The 23,566-nt window shown below is 67.6% G+C and carries 16 protein-coding genes; 8 read left to right on the top strand and 8 right to left on the bottom strand.

Translation table 11 applies throughout. The annotated features are described in order from the left end of the window. The first annotated feature begins 10 nt into the window (after window positions 1-10). A complete protein-coding gene (locus tag GOC52_RS17075) occupies window positions 11-925 on the top strand; it encodes an IS110 family RNA-guided transposase (protein ID WP_010480741.1) in 915 nt (304 codons plus the stop codon). 214 nt (window positions 926-1,139) lie between these two features. On the opposite strand, the gene GOC52_RS17070 is transcribed toward GOC52_RS17075, so the two are convergent. Next, entirely contained in the window at window positions 1,140-3,782 is a 2,643-nt protein-coding gene (locus GOC52_RS17070) for a hybrid sensor histidine kinase/response regulator (protein ID WP_049453603.1), read from the bottom strand. A 66-nt stretch (window positions 3,783-3,848) separates the two neighbouring features. Then, window positions 3,849-5,018 carry an OprO/OprP family phosphate-selective porin gene (locus tag GOC52_RS17065; protein ID WP_043400155.1) on the bottom strand — a complete coding sequence of 390 codons (1,170 nt, stop codon included), beginning with the start codon at window positions 5,016-5,018 and terminating at the stop codon, window positions 3,849-3,851. 330 nt (window positions 5,019-5,348) lie between these two features. On the opposite strand from GOC52_RS17065, the gene GOC52_RS17060 reads away from it, so the two are divergent. Together GOC52_RS17060 and GOC52_RS17055 are read left to right on the top strand one after the other, a co-directional pair. Continuing rightward, the gene (locus GOC52_RS17060) at window positions 5,349-6,692 is read left to right on the top strand and encodes a dicarboxylate/amino acid:cation symporter (protein ID WP_010480813.1); all 1,344 of its coding nucleotides are present in this window, start codon (window positions 5,349-5,351) and stop codon (window positions 6,690-6,692) included. A gap of 230 nt (window positions 6,693-6,922) precedes the next feature. Beyond that, a complete protein-coding gene (locus GOC52_RS17055; RefSeq protein ID WP_043400158.1) occupies window positions 6,923-9,214 on the top strand; it encodes an NADP-dependent malic enzyme in 2,292 nt (763 codons plus the stop codon). Between the two features lie 418 nt (window positions 9,215-9,632). Here GOC52_RS17055 and GOC52_RS17050 read toward each other — a convergent pair whose 3' ends face one another. Together GOC52_RS17050 and GOC52_RS17045 are read right to left on the bottom strand one after the other, a co-directional pair. Next, entirely contained in the window at window positions 9,633-10,376 is a 744-nt protein-coding gene (locus tag GOC52_RS17050; protein WP_125437700.1) for a basic secretory protein-like protein, read from the bottom strand. Next, window positions 10,373-13,717: a GH92 family glycosyl hydrolase gene (locus GOC52_RS17045; RefSeq protein WP_191849974.1), complete on the bottom strand. Its 3,345-nt coding sequence runs from the start codon at window positions 13,715-13,717 to the stop codon at window positions 10,373-10,375. The genes GOC52_RS17050 and GOC52_RS17045 overlap by 4 nt, the downstream gene beginning before the upstream one ends. A gap of 421 nt (window positions 13,718-14,138) precedes the next feature. Between GOC52_RS17045 and GOC52_RS17040 the strand changes: the two genes are divergently transcribed. From GOC52_RS17040 to GOC52_RS17030, 3 genes are read left to right on the top strand one after another with little or no spacing between them, the layout of a single operon-like run. Continuing rightward, complete coding sequence (locus GOC52_RS17040; protein ID WP_005410967.1) at window positions 14,139-14,336, top strand: zinc-finger domain-containing protein; 198 nt, start codon at window positions 14,139-14,141, stop codon at window positions 14,334-14,336. Between the two features lie 15 nt (window positions 14,337-14,351). Next, window positions 14,352-15,467, top strand: a complete 1,116-nt coding sequence (locus GOC52_RS17035) for a glycosyltransferase (RefSeq protein WP_191849973.1) — start codon at window positions 14,352-14,354, stop codon at window positions 15,465-15,467. Continuing rightward, complete coding sequence (locus GOC52_RS17030) at window positions 15,448-16,779, top strand: O-antigen ligase family protein (RefSeq protein ID WP_164192619.1); 1,332 nt, start codon at window positions 15,448-15,450, stop codon at window positions 16,777-16,779. Before GOC52_RS17035 ends, GOC52_RS17030 begins: the two co-directional genes overlap by 20 nt. A gap of 100 nt (window positions 16,780-16,879) precedes the next feature. Here GOC52_RS17030 and GOC52_RS17025 read toward each other — a convergent pair whose 3' ends face one another. Then, entirely contained in the window at window positions 16,880-17,797 is a 918-nt protein-coding gene (locus tag GOC52_RS17025) for an LpxL/LpxP family Kdo(2)-lipid IV(A) lauroyl/palmitoleoyl acyltransferase (RefSeq protein ID WP_010480797.1), read from the bottom strand. Window positions 17,798-17,857: 60 nt separating this feature from the next. Between GOC52_RS17025 and waaA the strand changes: the two genes are divergently transcribed. Then, window positions 17,858-19,156, top strand: coding sequence for a lipid IV(A) 3-deoxy-D-manno-octulosonic acid transferase (waaA, locus tag GOC52_RS17020; RefSeq protein WP_010480795.1), 1,299 nt, complete (start codon window positions 17,858-17,860; stop codon window positions 19,154-19,156). A 229-nt stretch (window positions 19,157-19,385) separates the two neighbouring features. Continuing rightward, a complete protein-coding gene (locus GOC52_RS17015) occupies window positions 19,386-20,606 on the top strand; it encodes an APC family permease (RefSeq protein ID WP_126560990.1) in 1,221 nt (406 codons plus the stop codon). A gap of 100 nt (window positions 20,607-20,706) precedes the next feature. Here GOC52_RS17015 and GOC52_RS17010 read toward each other — a convergent pair whose 3' ends face one another. From GOC52_RS17010 to GOC52_RS17000, 3 genes are all read right to left on the bottom strand, one after another. Next, window positions 20,707-22,065 carry a TolC family outer membrane protein gene (locus tag GOC52_RS17010; protein ID WP_010480790.1) on the bottom strand — a complete coding sequence of 453 codons (1,359 nt, stop codon included), beginning with the start codon at window positions 22,063-22,065 and terminating at the stop codon, window positions 20,707-20,709. 16 nt (window positions 22,066-22,081) lie between these two features. Next, window positions 22,082-22,729 (bottom strand): protein-L-isoaspartate O-methyltransferase family protein, encoded by a 648-nt coding sequence (locus tag GOC52_RS17005; protein ID WP_049398378.1) that lies wholly within the window; start codon window positions 22,727-22,729, stop codon window positions 22,082-22,084. Window positions 22,730-22,865: 136 nt separating this feature from the next. Beyond that, window positions 22,866-23,546, bottom strand: a complete 681-nt coding sequence (locus tag GOC52_RS17000) for a TetR/AcrR family transcriptional regulator (protein WP_043400176.1) — start codon at window positions 23,544-23,546, stop codon at window positions 22,866-22,868. Between the last annotated feature and the right edge of the window lie 20 nt (window positions 23,547-23,566).

Genomic DNA, 23,566 nt, shown 5'->3' with positions numbered 1-23,566 from the left:
GAGTCCGGTGATGAACGGGATCGGGATTGATGTCAGCAAGCGCCAACTGGATGTCGGCACGACGGACGGAGAGACCCTGCAGGTCTGCAATAACCGCTCCGGCTTTTCTGAATTGGATGTTTGGCTGAAGAAGCGTCCGGTCAGCCAGATCGTGCTGGAAGCCACCGGCGGCTACGAACGACCGGTGCTGGATTTTCTGCACGCAGTGGGCCATCCGGTGGTCCGCGCCAATGCCCTGCGGGCCCGCAGGCTGGCTCAGGGGATGGGGCAGATGGCCAAGACCGACCGGTTGGATGCCTATGCATTGGCGCAGATGGCGGCCTTGGTGAAACTTCCGGCCTACCAACCGCTGGAGCCTTGGCAGCAGAAAATGCGGGAATTCGTGCGGGCACGTCGACAGGCGATGCACGCGCTGACCATCGCGCGGCAGCAGCTGGAAATGGTCGGTGATCGTGAATTGCGCCGGCTACTGCAGGCCAACATCACCCGCTTGCAGACGCTGGTTGAACGTCTGGGAAAGCAAATTGCCGAGCAGGTTACCCAGCAGCCTCAACTGGCTGTCCTGAAGTCGATGAAGGGCGTTGGCCCTGGCCTGCAGGCGGTATTGGCAAGCTATCTTCCCGAGTTGGGAAAGATCAGCGGCAAGGCCATCGCCAGCCTCGTCGGTGTGGCTCCGATGTCCCACGACAGCGGAACCATGCGAGGGAAACGCAGCATCCATGGCGGCAGAGCCGAGATCCGCCAGGTGCTCTACATGGCCAGCATGTCGGCCATGCGGCATGAACCTCAACTGCGCGATTTCTACCAGTCGCTGCGAGCCCGAGGCAAAGAAGGAAAAGTAGCCATCGTGGCGGTGATGCGGAAGATGCTGGTGATCCTCAACGCCCGGGTGCGCGACGCTGAAAACGGGTTGGTCCCAGCCTAAGGCCAGGCAGGGCGCAAGACCAAAGGCTGCCGGCCAGCGGCCGGCACTACCGTGCCCGTCTCATGGAGGGGCCAAGCTCCTCCATCAACACAGTTGCTCCAGGGACGGATTCACGGCGTCCCCCGCGCACCCAGCCCGACCGGCCCACCCACGGCTTTTGCTTTCCACGACCAACCAGACACCACCCACGAGGGGCTGCGCCGTTGGCTGGAAACTACCCGCGATGCCGGATCAGCAACTGACTCATCAGCGCCCGCAGCGCCGGCGGCTTCACCGGCTTGGCCATCATCCCCCAGCCTCGCTCGGCGGCCATCTCACGCAATCCCGCATCGCGCTCGGCAGTGACCAGCACCACCGGAGGGCGAGCCTGCCATAGTTCCGCCAGCGTCTCGTAAAGCACCGGTCCGTGGTGATCGCCCATGCGCACATCCAGCAGCACCAGCTCCGGTACCGCGCCTGTCGCTGCCAGCTGCAACGCGGCCTGCGGGCCATCGGCCAGCATCACCTCGCAGCCCCAGCGTTCCAGCAGCGCCCGGCTGGCGGCGCAGACGTGCGGATCATCATCGATCACCCACACCCGGCGCCCGCGCAGCGGATTGTCCGCGGCCGGTTCCTGCACCAGCACCGGCGCAGGTGCCGTAGCAGGAATCGCACTGGCGTCGCCGAACGGTACGCCCACCGCGAACACGCTGCCCTGGCCCAGCTGCGAGCGCAGGCGGATCGGATGGCCGAGCAGACGACCGATGCGATCGACGATCGCCAGGCCAAGGCCAGCGCCGCGCTGCTGGCCGTCGTGAAGGCGGCGGAACTCCTCGAAGATCTCGCCCTGCAGCGCATCCGGAATACCCGGGCCCTGGTCGTGCACTTCGATCCACAGCAGGCCTTCGCGGCGGCGGCAACCCAGCAGCACGCGGCCGCGTTCGCTGTAGCGCAGCGCGTTGGACAGGAAGTTCTGCAGGATGCGGCGCAGCAACGCTTCATCGCTGACCACCACCGCAGCGGTATCGACCCAGTCGACCACCAGCCCACGTGACTGCGCGGCGATGCCGAACTCGCGTGCCAGCGTCTGCAGCAAAGGCCCGAGCCGGAACGCCTGTACGCGCGTGGGCAGGCTGCCCGATTCCAGGCGCGCGATATCCAGCAGGCTGTTGAGGATCGCATCCTGCGCGGCCAATGCAGCATCGATGTGGTCGCTGGTCTGTTGCTGCGCCGGGTCACTCAGCTTGCCGCGCAGCACCGAGACGAACATGCGTGCAGCGTTGAGTGGCTGCAGCAGGTCGTGCACGGCCGAGGCGACGAAGCGGGTCTTGTAGCGGTTGGCCTGTTCGGCTTCGCGTCGTGCTTCGTCCAGGTCACGGGTGCGCTCGGCGATGCGGTGCTCCAGCGCATCGGCCAGCGAACGCAGTTCGCGCGCGGCGTTCTTGTAGCTGGTGATGTCGGCATAGCTGGTGACGAAACCGCCGTCGGGCAGCGGATTGCCACGGATCTCCAGCACCGTGCCGTCGTCCTTCTCGCTTTCGCGCATGTGCGGGCGACCGCTGCGCAGGTGGTTCAGGCGACGCTCGATGGCCTCGTCCACCGGGCCGGGACCGAGCAGGCCACGGCGTGCATTGAAACGGAACAGTTCCTCGATCGGGCGGCCGACGCGAACCAGGTCTGCCGGGAACCGGAACAGTTCCAGATAGCGCGCATTCCATGCCACCAGCCGCAGCTCGCGGTCGATCACCACCACGCCCTGCGGCAGGTGCGCCAGGCTGCGGCTGAGGCCGCTGTCAGCGTCGGTTGCGGCCTGCAGCAGGCCATCCTGTGCGGTGCGCAGTTCCTGTGCATGCTGCTTGAGCAGGGTTTCGAGTTCGCGGCGGCTGCGCAGGCGGTGTTTGGCCAGGCGCCGGCGCTGCTGCACGAACAGCACCAGGAAGCCCAGCGCCAGCCATGCGGCACCGCCGGTGAGTGCGGCCGCGCGCCCGGCAGATGTGGCTGCACTGGCATCGTGCAGCAGGTGCAGGTTCCAGCCTTCGGCGGGTAGCGGCAGGCTCTGCCACAGCATCGGCTGCGGCAACGTCGGGTCCAGCAGGCGCACCATGCGGCCGCCATCGGCCAGCACGTCTTCGGTACGCGCACGCAGTGGTTGCAATGCGCGGTCGGCGTACTGGCGGGCATCGAGCATCTCGCGGCGCTCGTCGGCGCCCAGCGGCCGCAGCAACCGGTAGCGCCAGCTGTCACGGTTGGCCAGGAACACCACGTCGTGGTCGTCGCTGGCCAGCACCACATCGGGGCTGCTCAACCATTCCTGTTCCAGCGCCGACAGCTCGACCTTGATCACCACCACGCCCAGCCGCTGGCCGTCTTCCTCGATGGCCTGCGACAGGTAGTAACCGGGCACGCCGGTGGTCATGCCGATGCCGTAGAAGCGGCCGCGGCCCTGCGCCAGTGCCTGGCGGTAGTAAGGGCGGTAGCTGTAGTTCTCGCCGACATTGGTGGTCGGCTGGTCCCAGTTGCTGGCTGCCACTGCCACGCCATCGTGGCCCACCAGGGTCAGGGTCGAGGCGCGGGTAACTTCATTGGCGCGTTGCAGCTTGAGGTTCAGCCGCTGCCGTTCGGCAGGCGAGGGCGGTACGCGCAGGGCGTGCAGAAGATCCGGATCCAGTGCCAGCACCTGCGGCAACGTGCCGAAGCGGTCGATGCGCTGCTGCAGGCCCTGTCCATACAGCTGCAGCTGGCGTTGCACCTGGCTGCTTTCCTCGCCGAGGGCGCGCCGCCAGGCGTAGTGGCCGGCGGCGACGGCGCACAGCACGGTGCCACCGACCATCACCAGGATGGTCAGCAACAGCATGCGGTGGCGGCTGAGCCAGTACATGGCGGCAGTCTACGCAGGGCCGGCGGGCGTGGCGTGCACGCCCGCCGGGATCTGACGTGGAAGGGGTCAGAAGTGCATCTGCGCGCGCAGTTCGAAGATCTCCGGCGTGCTGTGCACGCCACGACGGCTGGCGTCGACCTTCACGTAATTGGCCTGGAACTTGAAGTGGCTGGTCAGGTACCAGTTCGCGCCCAGGGTCAGGTCGTGCTGGCGGCCACCGAGGATGCTGCCATCGTCGAGGTCCAGGCGGCTGTAGCGGGCCACCAGTTCCACCGCGCCGTAGTCGTGCGCCGGCTTGATGTTGGCCACGGCACCTGCGTTGTACGGGCGCGATTCGCCGGTCAACACCCAGCTGGCCATCGCGTACTGGCCGCTGCCGGTGTAGTCGGGCTTGCCGTCATGACGGGTGACCGTGGCGCGCAGGGCTTCGGCCTGCAGCGAGAACGGGCCGCGGATCCAGATGCCTTCCAGGCCGGTGCGGCGGATCTGGTCGGCGGTGACCAGCGCGCCGGAATCGACATAGCGGATGTCGGTCAGGCCGGCCTCCGGGCGTGCGCGCAGGCGCGCGCTGGCCTCGTGGTGCACGTCGCGGCCATCGCTGTAGCCACGCGGATTTTCCTGCGAGTAGGCCAGGCCCAGGTGGATTACATCACCCGGCGCCTTCACCGGGGTCCACACCGCACGCACGGCCTGGGTGGTGCCGGGGTTGTCACCCTGCAGGTCCTTGCCGCCATAGGCGCCAGCCTGCAGCAGGTACTGCGGGCGCTCCAGCACCCATTCCACACCCGTGCGGCGGCCGGCGTAGAAGGCCTGCACGGGCAGTGCGGTTTCCAGGAAGCTGCCGGCGCGCGAAGACGTGTTCGCGTCCAGGCCAACCGGGGTCTTCATGTAGCCGAAGCGGAAGCGGCCGATGTCGCGGCCGAAGAAGGCCTTGCTTTCGAAGCGCACGAACACGTCCAGCCAGGTGTCGGACTGGAAGTCGTAGTAGACCATCGCGTCGTAGACGCCCTTCTTCTTCAGCGTCGCGCCGAACTCCTTGCGGCGCACGGCGTCATCGTCCTCAAGGCCGCTGCCCGAGGAAAAATCGTTGTAGTCGTAGGCGATGTTGGCGGTCGCGGCCAATTCGGTGCCGTCGCCGAAGGCGTACCTGGTCGGCCAGTTGTCGAAATCGGCAGCCGAAGCGAAGGCGGGAAGCGCGGCCAGCGACAGGGCCAGCAAGGTGGGAATCGGGCGCATTAGGTGCGGCTCTCTCAGATTGCGTGTGGACAGGACAACAACGGCCGCAAGGGCCGGAACTTTCGCAATGACGCGCCCGGCCGTTCAGCCCGGGCCACCGGCCTCCCCGTGATCGGGCGGTGCGGCGCCAGTGTAGGCATCGCGGCCACCTGAACCGGGGGGCTAGTACCAATAGGTTATCTGCGCCAGCGTGCCCGGCGCGTACAAAGGCGTCCATTGGTCGCACCCCCTGCGCGTGCAGCACAGGGCCTGCGATCAGTTTCCACGGTTACGGTTCCCGTGCAGTCCCGGGGCCGTACGTGCCTGAAAACGCCCCTTCCGGAGTCCGCCATGCACATCCCGACCGCAGCACCGGTGCCTGCAAAGCCGTTGCCGATCTATCGCCAGCTGTACTTCCAGGTGATCGTGGCGATCGTCCTGGGCGCCATCCTCGGCCACTACGAGCCGTTGATCGGCGAGAAGATGAAACCGCTCGGCGATGCCTTCATCAACCTGGTGAAGATGATCATCGCGCCGGTGATCTTCCTGACCATCGTCACCGGCATCGCCGGCATGACCCACCTGCGCACGGTGGGCCGCGTGTTCGCCAAGGCGATGGCGTACTTCCTGTTCTTCTCCACGCTGGCACTGATCGTCGGCATGATCGTGGCGCACGTGGTGCAGCCCGGCGCCGGCATGAACATCAACCCGGCCGAGCTGGATCAGACCGCGGTGCACAGCTACGTCGAGAAGTCGCATGACCTGACCCTGGTCGGCTTCCTGATGGACATCATCCCGAAGACGCTGCTCAGCGCGTTCGTCGATGGCAACATCCTGCAGGTGCTGTTCGTGGCCGTGCTGTTCGGCATCGCGCTGGCATCGGTGGGCGAGAAGGGCAAGCCGATCGTGAACTTCCTGGAGGCGCTGGTCGCCCCGGTGTTCAAGCTGGTGCACATCCTGATGAAGGCCGCCCCGATCGGTGCCTTCGGCGCAATCGCCTTCACCATCGGCAAGTACGGCGTCGGCTCGCTGATCAACCTGGCCTGGCTGGTGGGCTCGTTCTACCTCACCGCGTTCCTGTTCGTGGCGGTGATCCTGGGCCTGGTCTGCCGCCTGTGTGGCTTCTCGGTGTTCAAGCTTGCGCGTTACCTGAAGGCCGAACTGCTGCTGGTGCTGGGTACCTCCTCGTCGGAGTCGGCGCTGCCGTCGCTGATGGAGAAGATGGAACGCGCCGGGTGCAGCAAGTCGGTGGTGGGCCTGGTGGTCCCGACCGGCTATTCGTTCAACCTGGACGGAACCAACATCTACATGACCCTGGCCGCGCTGTTCATCGCCCAGGCCACCAACACCGAACTGACCCTGGGCCACCAGATCGCCCTGCTGCTGGTCGCCATGCTCAGCTCCAAGGGTGCCGCTGGCGTTACCGGCGCCGGCTTCATCACCCTGGCCGCGACCCTGGCGGTGGTGCCGGAAGTGCCGGTGGCTGGCATGGCGCTGATCCTGGGTGTGGACCGCTTCATGAGCGAATGCCGCTCGCTGACCAACTTCATCGGCAATGCCGTGGCCACGGTAGTGGTCTCGCGCTGGGAGGGTGCGCTGGACCGCAACCGCCTGCAGCTGGCGCTGGATGGCCGCGAAAGCGAACTGCCGCCGCTGATCGATGCCGTGCCCGAGGCGCTGCCGGCCAGGGGCTGATCCAGGTGTGTGGTACCGCGGGGCCGATCACGACAGTGGTACGGCCCCGCGGCGTTTCAGGGCGTCCCATGGCTGTCATGGCAGACGCCGAAGCTGGTATCCCGGTACCGTCGCATACGGCACGGAATTGTGCGGTCGCAGCATGCCTGCGACAGGATAGCGACAGGTCCAGACGCTCCAACGGGGGTATCATCCCCTGTCCCTTCTGCCCATTCATGTAACCCACATCGATGTCCAACGAAGATTTCAAACAGGCCGCCCTCGATTACCACCGGATGTCCCCGCCGGGAAAGATCAAGGTTTCCGCTACCAAGCCCATGCTGACCCAGCGCGACCTGTCGCTGGCGTATTCGCCGGGCGTGGCGTACGCCTGTGAAGCGATCAAGGCCGACCCGCAGCAGGCCAGCGAGCTGACCGCCCGCGGCAACCTGGTGGCGGTGATCTCCAACGGCACCGCGGTGCTGGGCCTGGGCAACATCGGCGCGCTGGCCGGCAAGCCGGTGATGGAAGGCAAGGGCGTGCTGTTCCAGAAGTTCGCCGGCATCGATGTGTTCGACATCGAAGTGGATGAAACCGACCCGGACAAGCTGGTCGACATCATCGCCTCGCTGGAGCCGACCTTCGGTGGCATCAACCTGGAAGACATCAAGGCGCCGGAATGCTTCGTGGTCGAGCGCAAGCTCCGCGAGCGCATGAAGATTCCGGTGTTCCATGACGACCAGCACGGCACGGCGATCATCGTCGGCGCGGCCGTGCTCAACGCCATGGCGATCACCGGCAAGAAGATCGAGGAAGTGAAGCTGGCGACCACGGGCATGGGCGCAGCCGGCATTTCCTGCGTGAACATGCTGGTGCAGCTGGGCCTGAAGCCGGAGAACATCCTGGCCTTCGACCGCGAGGGCGTGATCCATACCGGCCGTACCGACCTGGACCCGGAAAAGCAGCGCTATGCGCGCGACACCGACAAGCGCACCCTGGCCGAGATCGTCGACGGCGCGGACATCTTCCTGGGCCTGTCGGCACCGGGCATCCTGACCGCCGACATGGTCAAGACCATGGCGCCGGATCCGGTGATCTTCGCGCTGGCCAACCCGACCCCGGAAATCATGCCGGAACTGGCGCGCGCCGCGCGTCCGGACGCGATCATCGGCACCGGCCGTTCGGACTACCCGAACCAGGTCAACAACGTGCTGTGCTTCCCGTACCTGTTCCGTGGTGCGCTGGACGTGGGCGCGACCGCGATCAACGAGGAAATGAAGATCGCCTGCGTGCGCGCCATCGCTGCGCTGGCGCGCCGTGCGGCCACCGACATGGGTTCGGCCTATGGTGGCGAGACGCCGAGCTTCGGCCGTGAATACCTGATCCCGCGCCCGTTTGACCGCCGCCTGCTGGTGGAGCTGTCGGCCGCCGTGGCCCAGGCCGCGATGGATTCGGGCGTGGCCTCGCGCCCGATCGCCGACATGGGCGCCTACCGCGACAAGCTGGCCCAGTTCGTCTACCGCACCAGCCTGATGATGAAGCCGGTCTACGACCGCGCGCGCAGCGACAAGCAGCGCGTGGTGTATGCCGAGGGCGAAGAGGAAGTGGTGCTGCAGGCGGTGCAGAACGTGGTCGATGACGGCCTGGCGCACCCGATCCTGATCGGCCGCCCGGAAGTGATCGAATCGCGCATCGAGCGCCTCGGCCTGCGCCTGAAGATCGGCGAGAACGTTGAAGTCACCAACATCAACGACGACCCGCGCTTCAACGAATACTGGCAGTACTACCATGGCCTGACCGGCCGCCGTGGCGTGACCGTGGCCGCGGCGAAGAACCTGATGCGTTCGCGCCCGACCCTGATCGCGGCGGTGATGGTGGCCCGTGGCGAAGCCGATGCGATGCTGACCGGCATCGTCGGCCGCTTCCACAAGAAGCTGGGCTACGTGCGCAGCGTGCTGCCGCTGGAGCCGAAGGTCACCTCGACCTCGGCGATGACCGGCGTGATCAACCAGCAGGGCGTGTTCTTCTTCGTGGACACCCACGTGCAGGAAGACCCGACCGCCGAGCAGCTGTGCGAAGCGACCCTGCAGGCGGCCTACCGCATGAAGCTGTTCGGCATCGAGCCGAAGGTGGCGCTGCTGTCGCACTCCAACTTCGGCAGCCATGATTCGAAGGATGCGCTGAAGATGCGCCAGGTGCGCGAGCTGCTGCTCAAGCGCAACCCGCGTCTGAACGTGGACGGCGAAATGCAGGGCGACACCGCATGGGATGAAGCGCTGCGGCAGAAGCTGCTGCCGGGCTCGACCCTGCAGGGCCGCGCCAACCTGTTCGTGCTGCCGAACCTGGAAGCGGCCAACATCGCCTACAACCTGGTACGCGTGTTCACCGACGGCGTGGCGATCGGTCCGATCCTGATGGGCGTGAACAAGCCGGTGCACATCCTGACCACCAGCGCGACCTCGCGCCGGATCCTGAACATGACCGCCATTGCGGCGGTCGATGCGCAGATCCGCAAGCAGATCGAAGCGGAAAAGAAGGCGTAAGCCTTCGTTCCGCTGCGATCTGCAGAAACGCGCCCTTCGGGGCGCGTTTCGTTTCCGCCCAGCGGAAACCGGATCGGGTAGCGCCGGGCCATGCCCGGCGAGCGCGCAGCGCGGCGCTTCTCGCATTCCGCCGGGCATGGCCCGGCGCTACCCGATGAATTGCAGTCCGGCGGTCATTTCCCTGCAACGCCGCTGCGGCCCAATACGCCCACGCGGCCTGGCCGTGGGAAGGGACCGGACCGGCCTTCCCACCCTGGGCCCGACCAACTTTCCATGGGCGAGGGTGTCATGCGCAATCGAGTGACGCGGCGGTACTTCCAGCAGTTGTTCGCGCTGTACGCCGGCTTCGTGCAGTCGCGCTGAGGCCGCGATGCGGTAGCGCCGGGCAATGCCCGGCGAACGTAAAGTGCGTGGGGGCTCAGTGCCGCTTGCCGCGGCGTGCAGGGGCCGGCGGCGGTGCATCCGAACGCGGCTTGGCGTACTGCGCCCACAGCGCTGGCAGTGCCTTGCCGGTGTGCTTCTGCCACAGCGTCGGTGCATAGCGGCCGTCGCGCAGGGCCTTGTCCAGTGCGAGCACCAGTCCCGGGTGTTCGGCGTCGGCCCACTTCAGGAACGCACCGGTCACCCGGTAGCCACTGTCGAAGTTCTGCCCCTTCTCGACCTTGCCCGGCAGTGCCCAGCCCGCGGCGGCATTGTCCATGCCGTAGCGGTCACGTGCGTAGTCGGCGATGCCTTCCACCAGCCAGCCCGGCACCCGCGCGTCGCCGTAGCCCGGATAGCCCTGCACGATGTGCATGGCCTCATGGGTGACCAGGTCGATGTCGTTCGGGTGTTGCGCCAGCCACCCCGGGTTGATGGTGATCGTCGCTGCGTGGTCCTTGTCGCCGACGAAGGCGATGCCGGTGTAGGCCGGATCGATCACGATGCGCACCATGGACGGCGCCGCCGGATGGAAGTCCGCACGTTCGCGCAGATAGGCGAAGAAGAACGTATCGATCACCCGCTTGCGCTGCGGCGCGGCCAGCGCGCCACGGGCGTCCTGGTAGTTCAGCGTCACGCCGTCGCGGGTCAGCTGCGTATCGAACGCCTGGGTCTGGCCGAAACTGGAGAAGGACAGGGCAACAAGGGCCAAGGGCAGAAGACGGAAGCGCATGCCGCTCATTGTACGGTGCCGGCCGCCAGCAGTTCGATCTCCGCCAGCGGCAGCCGTGCCGGTGCCGCCAGGCGCAGGCGGTACTCGCTGTAACGACCGGGTTTGGCGATCCGGAATGGACGGGTCTGGCGGGCGGATTCGAAGTCTTCGCCGCTGCGCTGGTCGAGCATGGCCCAGCTGCCGCTGCCGTTGCGCGCTTCCAGCGTCCACTCACCGCCCTGGATGCGGCCGTCGCCGCTGGTCAGCGTGTACATCGTCGGGGTGCCCTCGGCCAGGCCGGTCAGCGCGATGGTTGCGCCGCTACCCAGGCCCACCGTCGTGCCGGCATCGTCATCGAGCAGCGCGGGCAGGGCACGGCCATCGGCCAGCGTCGCCTTGGTGCCGCTGCCGAGCAGGTCGTGCAGCAGCTGGGGGCGCTGGCCGCGCGGGGTCAACGAGCGCGGCACATCGTCCACGCCACTGCCCCAGCGCGAGGGACGGGGGCCCATCACGAAGTCGAGGGTCGCGCCCTTGGCGATCAGGTCGTGCGGCACCCAAGTCTTCGTCCACGGCGTACCGTTGATCTTCAGCGACTGCACGTAGACGTTCTCACGCGAGTTGTTGGCCGCGTTCACGGTCAGCACCGCGCCACCCTGCAGTTCCACCCGCGCGTGGCGGAATGCCGGCGAACCGATCACGTACTCCGGGGCGCCCATGCGCAGCGGGTACAGGCCCAACGAGGCCAGTACGTACCATGCCGAGGTCTCGCCATTGTCCTCATCGCCCGGGTAGCCCTGGCCGATCTCGCTGCCGACGTACAGCCGCGACAGGATCTCGCGCACATGCTGCTGGGTCTTCCACGGCTGCCCGGCGTACAGGTACATCCACGGGATGTGGTGTGCCGGCTGGTTGCTGTGCGCATACATGCCCATGCGCACGTCGCGCGCTTCGGTCATCTCGTGGATGGTGCCGCCGTAGGAACCGGCCAGTGCCGGGTCCGCGGTTTCCGGTGTGGCGAAGAAGGTGTCCAGCTTCGCCGCCAGCTTCTCGCGGCCTCCGTACAGCGCCGCCAGGCCCTCGCCGTCGTGTGCGGCGGTGAACGCGAACGTCCAGCCGTTGGATTCGGTGTAGTCGTGGCCCCACACGCGCGGGTCGTAGGCCTTGGCGTCCACGCGCCAGCGCCCATCGGCCTTGCGGCCCTGGAAGAAGCCGGCGTCCGGGTCGAACATCGTCGCGTAGCTGGCGGCGCGGTGGCGGAAGTAGTCGGCTTCGGTGCTGTAGCGCTCGCGTGCCGCCGGCGTGGCCGCGCGCTTGGCCAGGGCGTCGGCCATGTTGGCGATGCCGAAGTCATTGAGTGCACCTTCCATCGTCCACGACATGCCTTCGTGCACGTCGGCGCTGGCATAGCCACGGAAGGTCGAGCGGTCCATGCCCTTGCGGCCGACGTGGCGGTCAGGCGGGACCACGGTCGCGTTCTTCAGCGCGGCCGCGTAGGCCTCTGCCGGATCGAAGCCGCCGACGCCTTTCAGCCACGCATCTGCAAAGGCCACGTCCGAGCTGGTACCGACCATCAGGTCGGCGTAACCCGGCGACGACCAGCGCGCGATCCAGCCGCCGGCGCGGTACTGCTCGATGAAGCCCTGCACCAGCTGGCCGGCATCGTCGGGCGTGAACAGCGCATAGGCCGGCCAGGTGGTGCGGAAGGTGTCCCAGAAGCCGTTGTTGACGAATACCTTGCCGTCGCGCACGGCGGCGTAGCTGCGGGTCGCGCTGCCCTCGGTGTTGTCATCGCTGGCGCTGGCCTGGTTGGCGTAGCGCCACTCCGGTGCGGCGGCGCTGCCCACGTTCTCATGGCCGGAATTCGGGTACAGGAACAGCCGGTACAGGCTGGAATACAGCGTGGTCTTCTGGTCGTCGCTGGCATCGCCGATGTCGAAGCGGGCCAGGCGTGCGTCCCATGCATCCTGCGCACGGCCGGACACGCTTTCCAGCGTGTCGGCCGCGGCGATTTCCAGTGCCAGGTTGTGCCGCGCCTGCTCCACCGAGATCAACGAGGTGGCGATGCGCATGGTCACCCGCCGGTCGCTGCCCGCATCGAACTTGATGTAACCGGTCGGGCGACCGGTGTCGAGGCGCCCACTGCTGCGCCAGGGCTTGTCGAAGCGGGCCACCACGTACATGCGGCTGGCGCCGTTGGACAGGCCACTGCGCGTGTCGGTATAGCCGGACAGCGTCTGCGTGGCGGCGTCCAGAGTCAGGCCACCGCGTGCATCGACATTGTCGAACAGCAGGTTGGCGTCGCCGCCTTCGGGGAAATCGAAGCGGAACAGCGCCGCATGATCGGTCGGCGCGATGGCGGCGGCGATGCCGTTGTCGAAGCGCACGTCGTAGCGGTAAGGGCGGGCGCTCTCGTGGCTGCGATCGAACGACAGCGCGCGCTTGCGGCGGTCGGCCTCCGGCACGCCACGGCTGGCCGAGGGCATCACCTGGAAGGTCTGGCGGTCGCCCATCCACGGGCTGGGCTGATGGCTCAGCGCAAGCGCCTGCAGTTGCGGGCGGTTCTGTGCGTCGTTCTGTTCGTTCCAGCGGTACAGCCAGTTCAGTGCGCCGGCATCGGTCACCGGAGTCCAGAAGTTGAAGCCGTGGGGTACCGCCGTGGCCGGGAAATTGTTGCCGCGCGAGAAGGTGCCGTTGGCCTGGGTGCCACGGGTGGTCAGCACCCAGTCGGAGACGCGTTGCGGCTGTTGTCGCGGCTGAGCATCCAGGCGCACGTCGTCGATCCAGCCGGCGACCGGTGCACCGTCGGCACTCGCCACCTCCAGTTCGATCGCCACCACGCGGCGACCGTTCAGCGCGGGCACGTCGCCCAGTCGCACCGCCTTGCGTGCCCATTGCTGCGGATACAGCGTCTTCGACACGCCCTGCGCGTGTGCGCCAAGGGCTATACCGTGCTGGTCGCGTGCCGCGCCGGCCGAAACGCGGCTGCCATCGTCCAGCAGCAGGTCCAGTGACACATAGGTCGAGGCCACGGTGTCCTTGCCGACGATCTCCGGCAGCACCAGCCACGACAGGGTGGTATCGGCCTCGATGGCCATGTCCACCTTGAACAGCTCGCGCCGCGCACTGCCACCTTCGCTGCTGTAGCGCAGTGCGTGCAGGCCGCTGTAGCCCGCATTGCGCTTGGCGGCGTAAGGCGCCGCAGGGCCGTTGCCGATCCTGACCTGCAGTGCACCCGCGGCCTGCGACGGGGCAGGTTCGCCGGGCTCGAACGAGGTCTGCAGTCCCTGTGCCAGCACCGGCATCGCGGTAGTCGCACAGGCCAGGGCCAGGGCGAGCGGAAGCAGGGCGCGGCGTGGATCGGACAGGGTCATGCAAGGGTCTCCCGGAAGGGCAGGCGGCGGGCAGAACCCGCATCGGCGGACACCACGGACAGCATCGCTCCGCCCGCCGGGATGGCAGTGGAAGAAGCGATGCCGGTCCGGTGGGGGCGGGCCATGCGATCGGGTCGGATTGGGGCAGGCCGGTTCACGACCTGGCCCGATCCTGCAACAGCCGTGGCAACCTGACAAGTGCCATTTAGTTCGATCCAAATGCGGGAAATATCGTTGTCGGCGGTTTCCCGTCGTGATCCTGCTGGTTCGGTCGGGAATTTCCACCGGCACCCCATCCCGAGGTGGCATGCAAGGTCGCAGGGAATCGGCCCGGTACGCGTAAAGACCCGTTGCGGCGCAATGTCGGGGCGGCCCAGATGCTAGAATCACAGGCCTCGCAACCCGTTCATCGACATCCGCCATGAGCCATACCGCCACTGCGCCCGCCAACGCCGAGAAGCGCTACACCGTGCACCGCAGCGATCTGCCGCTGAGCTGCCCGACCCCGGAAATGGCGCTGTGGAACTCGCATCCGCGCGTGTACCTGCCGATCGAAGACGAGCCCAATGGCGAAGCGCAGTGCCCGTACTGCGGCTCCGTGTTCGTGCTGGCCGACTAAGCGGCCGCCCCTTCGATGCGCCGATTGACCGTGGTGCAGTTGCTGCCGGCGCTGCACTCCGGCGGTGTCGAACGCTCGACCCTGGAAGTCGCTGCGGCCCTGGTCGCCGCCGGCCATCGTGCGCTGGTGGTCTCCGCCGGTGGCCGCCTGGTGCAGCCCCTGCTCGATGGCGGTGCCGAGCACCTCACCCTCGACATCGGCCGCAAATCGCTGCTGACCCTGCGCCACCTGCCGACCCTGCGCCGACTGTTCGCCGAGGTTGGCGCGGACGTCGTGCATGCCCGCTCGCGGCTGCCGGCCTGGCTGGGGCTGTACGCGATCCGCGCCATGCCCGCCACGCAGCGCCCGCACTGGGTGACCACCGTGCATGGATTGAATTCGCCCAGTCGCTACAGCGCGGTGATGACCAGCGGTGAACGCGTGATCTGCGTGTCCAACAGCGTGCGCGACTACGTGCAGCGGCACTATCCGACAGTTCCCGAAGCGCGGCTGCAGGTGATTCCGCGCGGCGTCGATGTCGCACAGTTTCCGCGCGTGGCCCGCGCCGACCGCCGGCCACGACTGGCGCTGGCAGCCGACTACCCGTGGCTGGCGCAGGTTGAGGGCCCGCTGCTGCTGCTGCCGGGGCGGGGCACCCGGCTGAAGGGACATGCTCATGCGCTGCAGTTGCTGGCGGATGTACGCGCCGCCGGTGTGCCGGCACAGCTGTGGATGCTGGGCACCGATGAACCGGGCCGTGAAGCCTACGTGGCCGACCTGCGCCGGGAGGCCGCTGCTTTGGGCGTGACCGACGCCGTGCAGATCAGCACACCGACCGCGCGCATCGCCCAGGCCTATGCGGCCAGCGATCTGGTGCTGCAGCTGTCGGACAAGCCCGAAGCATTCGGCCGTACTGTGGTCGAGGCGCTGTCGGTGGGCCGCCCGGTGCTGGGCTGGGATCATGGTGGCGTCGGCGAACTGCTGCGGCAGCTGCAACCCGCTGGTGCGGTGCCGCTGGGCGATGCACGCGCGCTGGGTGAACGTGCGCTGGCCCTGCTGGCGCAGCCGCCGTCCTTGCCGACCCGCATCCCGTTTACCCTGCAGGCCATGCAGCGCGATACCCTCCGCCTCTATGCCGACCTCGCCGGCTGACCCCGCCGTCACCGTGCGCGACGACCGCGCCGGGCGCTGGGCGCCCTGGTGGGTGCTGGCGTACGTGGCGCTGTGGCCGTTGCCGGGCATCGCTGAAACCGTGCTCGGTCTTGGCGCGCTGTATGCAGCCGCGCGCATGGTCATGCGCCGCCTGCAGCGCCGCCCGCACCTGTTGAGCACGGCAGCGTGGGCGCTGACCTCGATCCTGTTCCTCGGCTATTGGCTGCCGCAGGCGTTCTCGGCGTTTGATGCGATCGATCCGGCAGCGTCGTGGACGAAGGCGGCCGCCGGCCTGCGCTACCTGCCCTTCATGTGGCTGGTGGCGATCGCGGTGGCCACGCCCGAACGGCGGCGGCTGACCTTCGGTGGCCTGGCGCTGATCACCGGCGCATGGACCCTGGATGCGCTGGTGCAGGCGCTGGCCGGAACCAGCCCGTGGTTCTGGTCGCTTGAGCAGCTGAAGCTTGCGGTGAGTGGTCACGCGTTGTGCCCGGCCACTGAGGCGGCCGTGGTCGATCGCCTCAGTGGGGCACTCGGGCCGTGCAACCTGAAGTTCGGCCAGGTCCTGGCCAGTCTCTCACCGTTCCTGTTGTTGCCGCTGGCGCGTCGCTTTGGCAATCCGGGTTGGGTACTGGCCGCGGCGGCGCTGGGCTGCGTGCTGCTGCTGGCCGGCTCGCGCGCATCGTGGATCACCTTCGCGCTGGTGCTTGCCTACAGCGGCGTGCGCCAGTTCGGCTGGAAACGGTTGGTGCTGCTGGCGCTGGTCGCTGTCCTCGGTGCGGGCGCGCTGACCGCCAGCGTGCCGCAGCTGCGCGAACGCTTCGCGCGAACGGCGTTGGCCTGGGATGGAAGCGAGCGCGGTGTCGACGAGGCACTGTCAGGGCGTGCGCGGATCTGGGACGCCGCGGCCTGCATGATCGAGCAACATCCGCTCAATGGCGTCGGTGCACGCGGCTTCCGCGATGCCTATCCGGCCTGCGTGTCTGGCGACGAACCGGCGGTGTGGGGCGATGCCCCGGCGTTGCATGCCCATCAGATCGTGCTGGAAATCCTGGCGGAAACCGGCGTGCTCGGCCTGCTGCTGTGGTTGGCAGCCGTGGCCCAGGCCTGGCGGGCCTGGCGCTATGCACCGATGGCCGCGCGTGAGCGGGCCCGCCCGGCGATGCTGGCGCTGGCGGTCACCGTGTTCCCGCTCAACACGCATCTGGCGTTCTATTCCGCGTTCTGGGGTGGCCTGACCGTGCTGCTGGCGGCGTTGTTCGCCGGCAGCCTGTTGGCCCGCGAATCGGATGAATCTCCGCCGATGCAGTAGTTGCCAACCTTGGTTGGCGCCTCGGGACCGGCCTCGGTTCATCGGCGCCAGCCAAGGTTGGCGACTACCATGAGCACGCCGGCCCTTCCACCGCATCCCGTTATTTGTAGAAGTCGCTCCGCCCGCCCGGCTGGCGCTTGAAACGGCGGTGGATCCACAGGTACTGGTCGGGGGCCTCGCGCACCATCTCCTCGATGGCCTGGTTGACCCGCGTGGTATCGGCTTCCACATCCTCGCTGGGAAAGTTCTCCAGCGGCGCGCCGATCTTCAGGAAGTACTTCCCGCCCTCGCGGCGGTGGAAGTAAGGAATCACCGCACAACCGGTCATCCGCGCCAGCTGGTGGGTGGCGGTAATGGTGGATGCGGTATGGCCGAAGAAGGGCACGAACACGGTGTCCTTGCCGCGCATGTCCTGGTCCGGCGCGTACCAGAGGAAGCCGCCCTTCTTCAGGTGGCGCACGGTCGCGCGGATGTCTTCATTGGCGAACATCGCCTTGGCATAGCGCAGGCGGCCGAACTTCACCGCCCACTCGTACACCGGGTTCTTGTGCTTGCGGTACATGCCTGAAAGATCGACGTAGTCGCACAGCAGGCGGCCGCACATCTCCAGGGTCATGAAGTGGCCGGACACCAGCAGCACGCCGCGGCCTTCGGCCTGCATCTGCCGCAGATGCTCGAGGCCTTCGATCTTCACCTGTGGGCGGATGCGGTCGATGCTGCCCCACCAGGCGCGGATGCACTCGAGCACACCCACGCCCAGCGCGTCGAAGCTGTCGCGCACCAGGCGCTGGCGCCAGGCTTCGTCCTTCTCCGGGAAGCACAACTTCAGGTTGACCTCGGCGGCGCGACGGCGGCTGCCGAGCAGGCGCCAGCTGATCCAGCCGACGCCACGGCCGAGCGCACGCTGCAGCATCCACGGCAGGCGGGCGATGGCGAAGGCGCCGAGCATGGCGGTGAACATCGGCCAGTTGCGGGGATCGCGCAGCGACGGGCGGATGGCGGTGGTGGCATCGGACATGGCGCCATTCTACCAACCCGGCTGCGTGTCTTTCCCGGGGGGCTCCCGTATCCTTGCCGCATGCGTAAAGACCCTGTCGAATGGATCCTGCGCGGCCTGTATTCGGCCGTGCTCTACATCCTGCTGCCGATCACCGTGTACCACCTGGTCTGGCGCGGTTTCCGGGTCCGTGAATACTTCCGGCGCTGGGATGAGCGCTATGCCTCGTATCCGCAGCCGACAGGCCAGCCGCGGGTCTGGCTGCACGCGGTCTCGGTGGGCGAGGTCAATGCCGCCGCGCCGCTGGTCAATGCCCTGCGCCAGCAGCGTCCGGACATCCGCTGGGTCATCACCACCATCACCCCGACCGGTTCGGAGCGCGTGCGCGCGCTGTGGGGCGATGCGCTGGACCACGTCTACCTGCCGTACGACGTACCGGGCAGCGTCAACCGCTTCCTCGGCCACTTCCAGCCCAGCCTGGCGCTGATCCTGGAAACCGAGCTGTGGCCGAACATGCTGTTCGGCTGCCGCGACCGCCGCATTCCGGTCTACATCCTCAACGCCCGCCTGTCAGCGCGCTCGCTGCGCGGTTACCGGGTGCTGGCGGCGCTGATCCGCCGTGCGCTGCGCACGGTTACCTGCGTGGCCGCGCAGTCGCAGGACGACGCCGAGCGCTTCGTGCAGCTGGGGGCTGCGCGGGAACAGGTGCAGGCGCTGGGCAACCTCAAGTTCGATATCGCCACGCCGGATGTGCAGGGCTTCGTCGAGCAGTTCCATGCCTGCGTGCCCGCCGGGCGCCCGGTGTGGATCGCGGCCAGTACCCACGATGGTGAGGAGCAGGCGGTGATCGACCTGCATCGGCGCCTGCGCCAGCAGCACCCCGACCTGTTGTTGCTGTGGGCACCACGGCACCCCGAGCGCTTCCCGAAGGTGGAGGCGCTGGCGCGCGAGCAGGGCTGGAACGTGGCGACCCGTCGCGCGAAGCAATGGCCGGAGGCCGGCACGGATGTTTTCGTCATCGACACCCTGGGTGAGCTGATGCCGTTCTATGCCTGTGCACAGGTCGCCTTCGTCGGCGGCAGCCTGCAGCCGATCGGTGGCCACAATCTGCTGGAACCGGCGGCGATGGGCACTGCCGCTGTGACCGGTCCGCACCTGCACAACTTCGCCGAGATCTCACGGCGCATGCGAGAGGCCGGTGCCTTGCTGATCGGCGAGGACGTGCAGGCGGTAGGTGACCTGCTGCAGCACCTGCTGGGCGACGCCCAGGCGCGCGAGGACATGGCCCGTGCCGGTTGCACGCTGGTCAGCAACGGCCGCGGTGCCCTGCAGCGCACGCTGGCGCTGGTCGCGCCACACCTGCCGCCCCCGCGCAGCTGAGCCGGGCAGCAACACCGCCAGGGCGGACGCTACGCGGACCGACTGACGTGATCGACTGCATCAATTCTGCTTAGCAGCCGGATTCCTGTCGCAGCAGGACCGGATGCGTGGCTGCGAACGTGTTTGTGGTCACATCGCGGTGCGCACAGTACGGATTCTGATACCGCCACTTGGCGCACGCTGCCAGCCTCCTGTCGACCGCGCTTGTGCGGATTCAAGAGGGCTTGCGATGGACAGCGATAACCGCCGTGGCCGGCACGCGCTGCTGGGAATGGATCACTTCGCGATGGTGGCGTTGACCCTGCTGCTGGGTGGCAGCGTGATCGCCTTGGTTGGCCAGTACACCGCCGCCCAGGCGGGTCCGGCCATCGTACTGAGTCTGCTGCTGGCCGCACTGGGCACGGCGCCGATGCTGTATTGCCTGCACGTGCTGAACCAGCAGCAGCCCGCAGCCGATGGCCTGCACGGCCTGCTGCGGGCCGTTTGGGGCACGGCAGCCGCGCGCCTGCTGGGTACTGCACTGCTGCTGGAACTGGTGATGACCAGCGCCGGCGTGGCGCAGTCCACGGCCAGCCACGCGCGTGCCGTGTTTGCCAGTCGCGGTATTGAAACCGGCAGCGCGCTGCCGGATCCGGTGATGGCCGTCACCAGTCTGCTGGTGCTGGGTGCGTTCGTGCTGCTGCCCCCGCGTCGCATCGCGCTGACGGTCTGCGTGTTGTTGACGGTGAAGATCGGTGTCGGGCTGTTGCTGTTGGCGCTGGCGGTTCGCCACGTGCACTACGCCAACTGGATTCCGTGGCTGCCGGACGCCACCGCGCCCTATCGATTCGGCCCCGGCGGGGTGCTGGCGGCAAGCGTACCCTTGCTGGGGGTGTTTGCCAGTGTGGGGCTGGCACTGGGATTTCCCGGACGTGGCCGGCAGGCGCGCACGCGATCACCCTGGCTGCTGGCGGCCGCGCTGCTGCTGGCGATGCTGCTGCTGATCATGCTGGCCGCGTTGCAGGCCGGCCTGGTCGAGTTCCCGGTATTGGACAGTACGCGGCCGTTGTCGGTGGCATTGCAGGGCCATCCGCAGTTGCAGTGGCTGCTGCCGTTGCTGCCGCTGGCGGGCATGGCCGGGCTGGCAGCACTGCTGCTGGTGCTGTTGTCGCTGGCCGCACACCTGGCAGCGCAGCTCCGGCCTGTGGCCGGTGATGAAGCGCCCGCGTTCCGGACGCGGCTGATACCGGTCACCGTGGTGCTGACGGCGGCGCTGCTGGCCTTGGGAGCGCCGGCCGGCGCATTGCCGGTGCTGCCGGGTCCAGCAACCCTGCTGGTGATGGCAGCCTTGTGCCCGGCGGCACTGCGTGTCCGTGCGCCGATGCCGGGTGCTGCAATGGTGCTTGCGCCCCTGGCCACGGCGCTGTGCGTGCTGGCCGCAGTGGAACGGGCAGGCGCGTGGCCGGGCTGACGGCCGGCAGATCTGCGCCATGCGTGGGTCGGGCCGTACGCGCCGCCCACAAAAAAGCCACCCTCGCGGGTGGCTTCTTCGCTGCCGGCAGGGCGACGACTCAGTGCGTGGTCGTTGCCGGGTTGCCGGCGTCCTGGGTCAGCAGGCGGTTCACGTCCTGCAGCTCGGCCACGTCCAGCGCACCCAGCGACTGGCTCAGCAGCAGACGGTTCTGCAGGAAGGTGTAGCGGGCCTGGGCGTAGTCCAGCTGCGCCGAGAACAGGATGCGCTGGTTCTGGATCACGTCCAGCACGGTACGGGTACCGACTTCCAGGCCAACCTGCGACGCGTCGTATGCACTCTGCGCCGAGACTACCGCAAGGCGGCGGGCCTCCACTTCGCTGATGCCCTGCACCAGGGTCTGGTAGGCATTGCGGGTGTTGCGGTCCAGGGCACGCTTCTGCTGCTCGTAGCCGTCCTGGGCGATGTCACGCTGGGCCAGCGCCTGGCGCACGTTGGACTGGGTGGCTCCGCCAGCGAAGATCGGCACGCTCAGGGTCAGGCCGATGCTGTTGGTGCGCGCGTCCGGCGACAGCGAGCCGGCGCCGGTGCTGTCACCCCAGGTCGCGGTCTTGCCCCAGCTGCCGCCCAGCGACAGGGTCGGGTAGTGGCCACCACGGGCGGCCTGCACGCCGGCTTCGGCGGCGCTGACCTTCAGTTCCTGCGCCTTCAGCGCCGGATTCTGGGTGGTGGCCTGGTGCACCAGCTCGTCGATGTTGCCGCGGTTGGCCGGCACTTCCGGGCGGAAGTCCGCCGGCAGGCCACGCAGGTTGACCACCGGCTGGCCGGTCAGTTCGGTCAGGGCCTGGTAGTTATCGGCCAGGGTGTTCTGCGCAACGATGGTGTTGGCGCGCGCCTGGTCGTACTGGGCGCGGGCTTCGTGCACGTCGGTGATCGGCGCCAGGCCCACTTCCAGGCGCTTGTCGGCGAAGTCGAACTGCTTCTTCGCGGCCGCTTCGTTGGTCTGTGCGGCGTTCAGCGATTCGATCGCCACCAGCACGTTGAAGTAGGCCGCCGAGGTGCGCACGATCAGGCTGTCGTTGGCCGAATCGAGGGTGAAGTCCGCCGCCTTGCTCAGCTCACGCTGCGAACGCAGGTTATTGATCTGGGTCCAGTTGAACAGCGTCTGGCTGCCATCGATCGTGTAATTGCGGCGCTTGTTGGTGAACGAGCCGGAGTTGATGTCGGCGTTCGGCTCGCTGCGCGTGCGGTTCAGCGTGGCCTGGCCGTTGATCTGCGGCAGCAGGGCGGCGCGCGCCTGCACGGCGCCTTCCTTGTCGACCAGCCGGGTCGATTCGGCGGCGGACAGCTGCGGATCGCCGTTGCGCGCCATTTCGTAGACCTGCAGCAGGTCGGCGGCATGGGCGGACAACGGCAGCAGGGCAGTGGCCAGCGCAACAGCGAGGGATCGGCGGATCATTGCGGCTTCCTTGGACTCAGAGGTGGAACTGGGGTGCCGGGGCGGCACCGCGCAGGTAATCGATATCGGTCTCGAACAGGGACTCGGTGCTGCCGTCGGCCTTGACCAGCAGGGCCTCCATCGCCGGCGAGCGGCCGTGGATCACGAACAGGCGACCACCCGGACGCAGCCACGAGGCGAACTGTGACGGCACCACGTCGACCGCACCAGTGACACAGATCACGTCAAAGCGGCGTTCGGTCTGCCAGGACAGGGCGTCAGCCACTTCCACGCGGACGTTGGTGCCCAGGCCGGAAGCATCCAGGCGGGCACGCGCGGCGGCGGCCAGTTCCGGGTCGATCTCCAGGCTCAGCACGTCGCGCGCCAGCGCGCCGATGCAGGCTGCCAGGAAGCCGCTGCCGGTGCCGATTTCCAGCACTTCGTCACCCGGCTGCAGATCCAGTGCCTGCAGGGTACGGCCCTCGATGACCGGCTTCATCATCTTCTGGCCATGGCCGATCGGCAGTTCGACATCGGCGTAGGCCAGCGCCCGGTGTGCATCGGCGACAAAGGCCTCGCGCGGCAGGCGGGCCAGGACGTCGAGCACCTTGATGTCCAGCACGTCCCAGGGACGGATCTGCTGTTCCACCATCAGTTCGCGGGCGTGGGCGTAATCAATCGTCATGAGGTTCAAATCCAGCGCAGTGGGCCGGCCATTTTACCGGTGCCGGAGGCCGGCGGCGCGCCCAGAGCATCAGCTGCCGGGTGGCCGGGGTCGCAGTGCCGGAAGTCATCGCGACCTCCGGTTCGTTCAGTTTTGGTTATTCAGCCGTCCCGGCCCCTCGCGGCGCATAAGCGCGCAGGAAGAAGTCGATGCTGGCGGTCACATGGGCAAGAGGGTCGCACTCCACCGGTGACAGTGGCATGCCGCACATCATATGCATGTGCACTTCGCCCTTGACCAGGGTCAGGAACTGCTCGCCAGCCAGCGAATAGTCGGTGATGTCCAGTTCGCCGCGCTCGGCGCGTGCCCGCAGGAAGTCAGCCAGGGCCTCGCAGGTGCGCTCCGGGCCTGCCTTCCAGAACAGCTCGCGCAGGCGTTCGTCGGTCTCCGGCGCCATCATCATGCGCTGGATCGAGATCGCCGCGTCGGAGGTGATCAGTTCGAAGAAGGCCAGGCCGATGCCGATCAGCTGGTCGCGCAGCGGGCCGTCCGCGTCGGCCACGAACAGGGCATCGGGCAGCATTTCAATGCACTTGGACTGCACGGCCTCGGAGAACAGGGTCTCCTTGTCGCCGAAGTGGCTGTACACAGTCAGCTTCGAGACGCCCGCCTGAGCAGCGATGGTGTCCATGCTCACGCCGGTATAGCCCTGTTCGATGAACAGTGCCTTGGCTGCTTCAAGGATCGCCGCGCGCTTGCCGAGGTCCTTGGGACGCCCGGGTCCGGCGGCCTTGGCAGCGGGCTTGGCCGACGGCTTGCGGGAAGTGGGAGAACTCATCGCGACAATACTAGACCAAG

Source organism: Stenotrophomonas sp. SXG-1, from assembly GCF_014083965.1.
GTDB classification, from domain to species: domain Bacteria; phylum Pseudomonadota; class Gammaproteobacteria; order Xanthomonadales; family Xanthomonadaceae; genus Stenotrophomonas; species Stenotrophomonas geniculata.
This window is presented reverse-complemented; position numbering and strand designations above follow the sequence as displayed.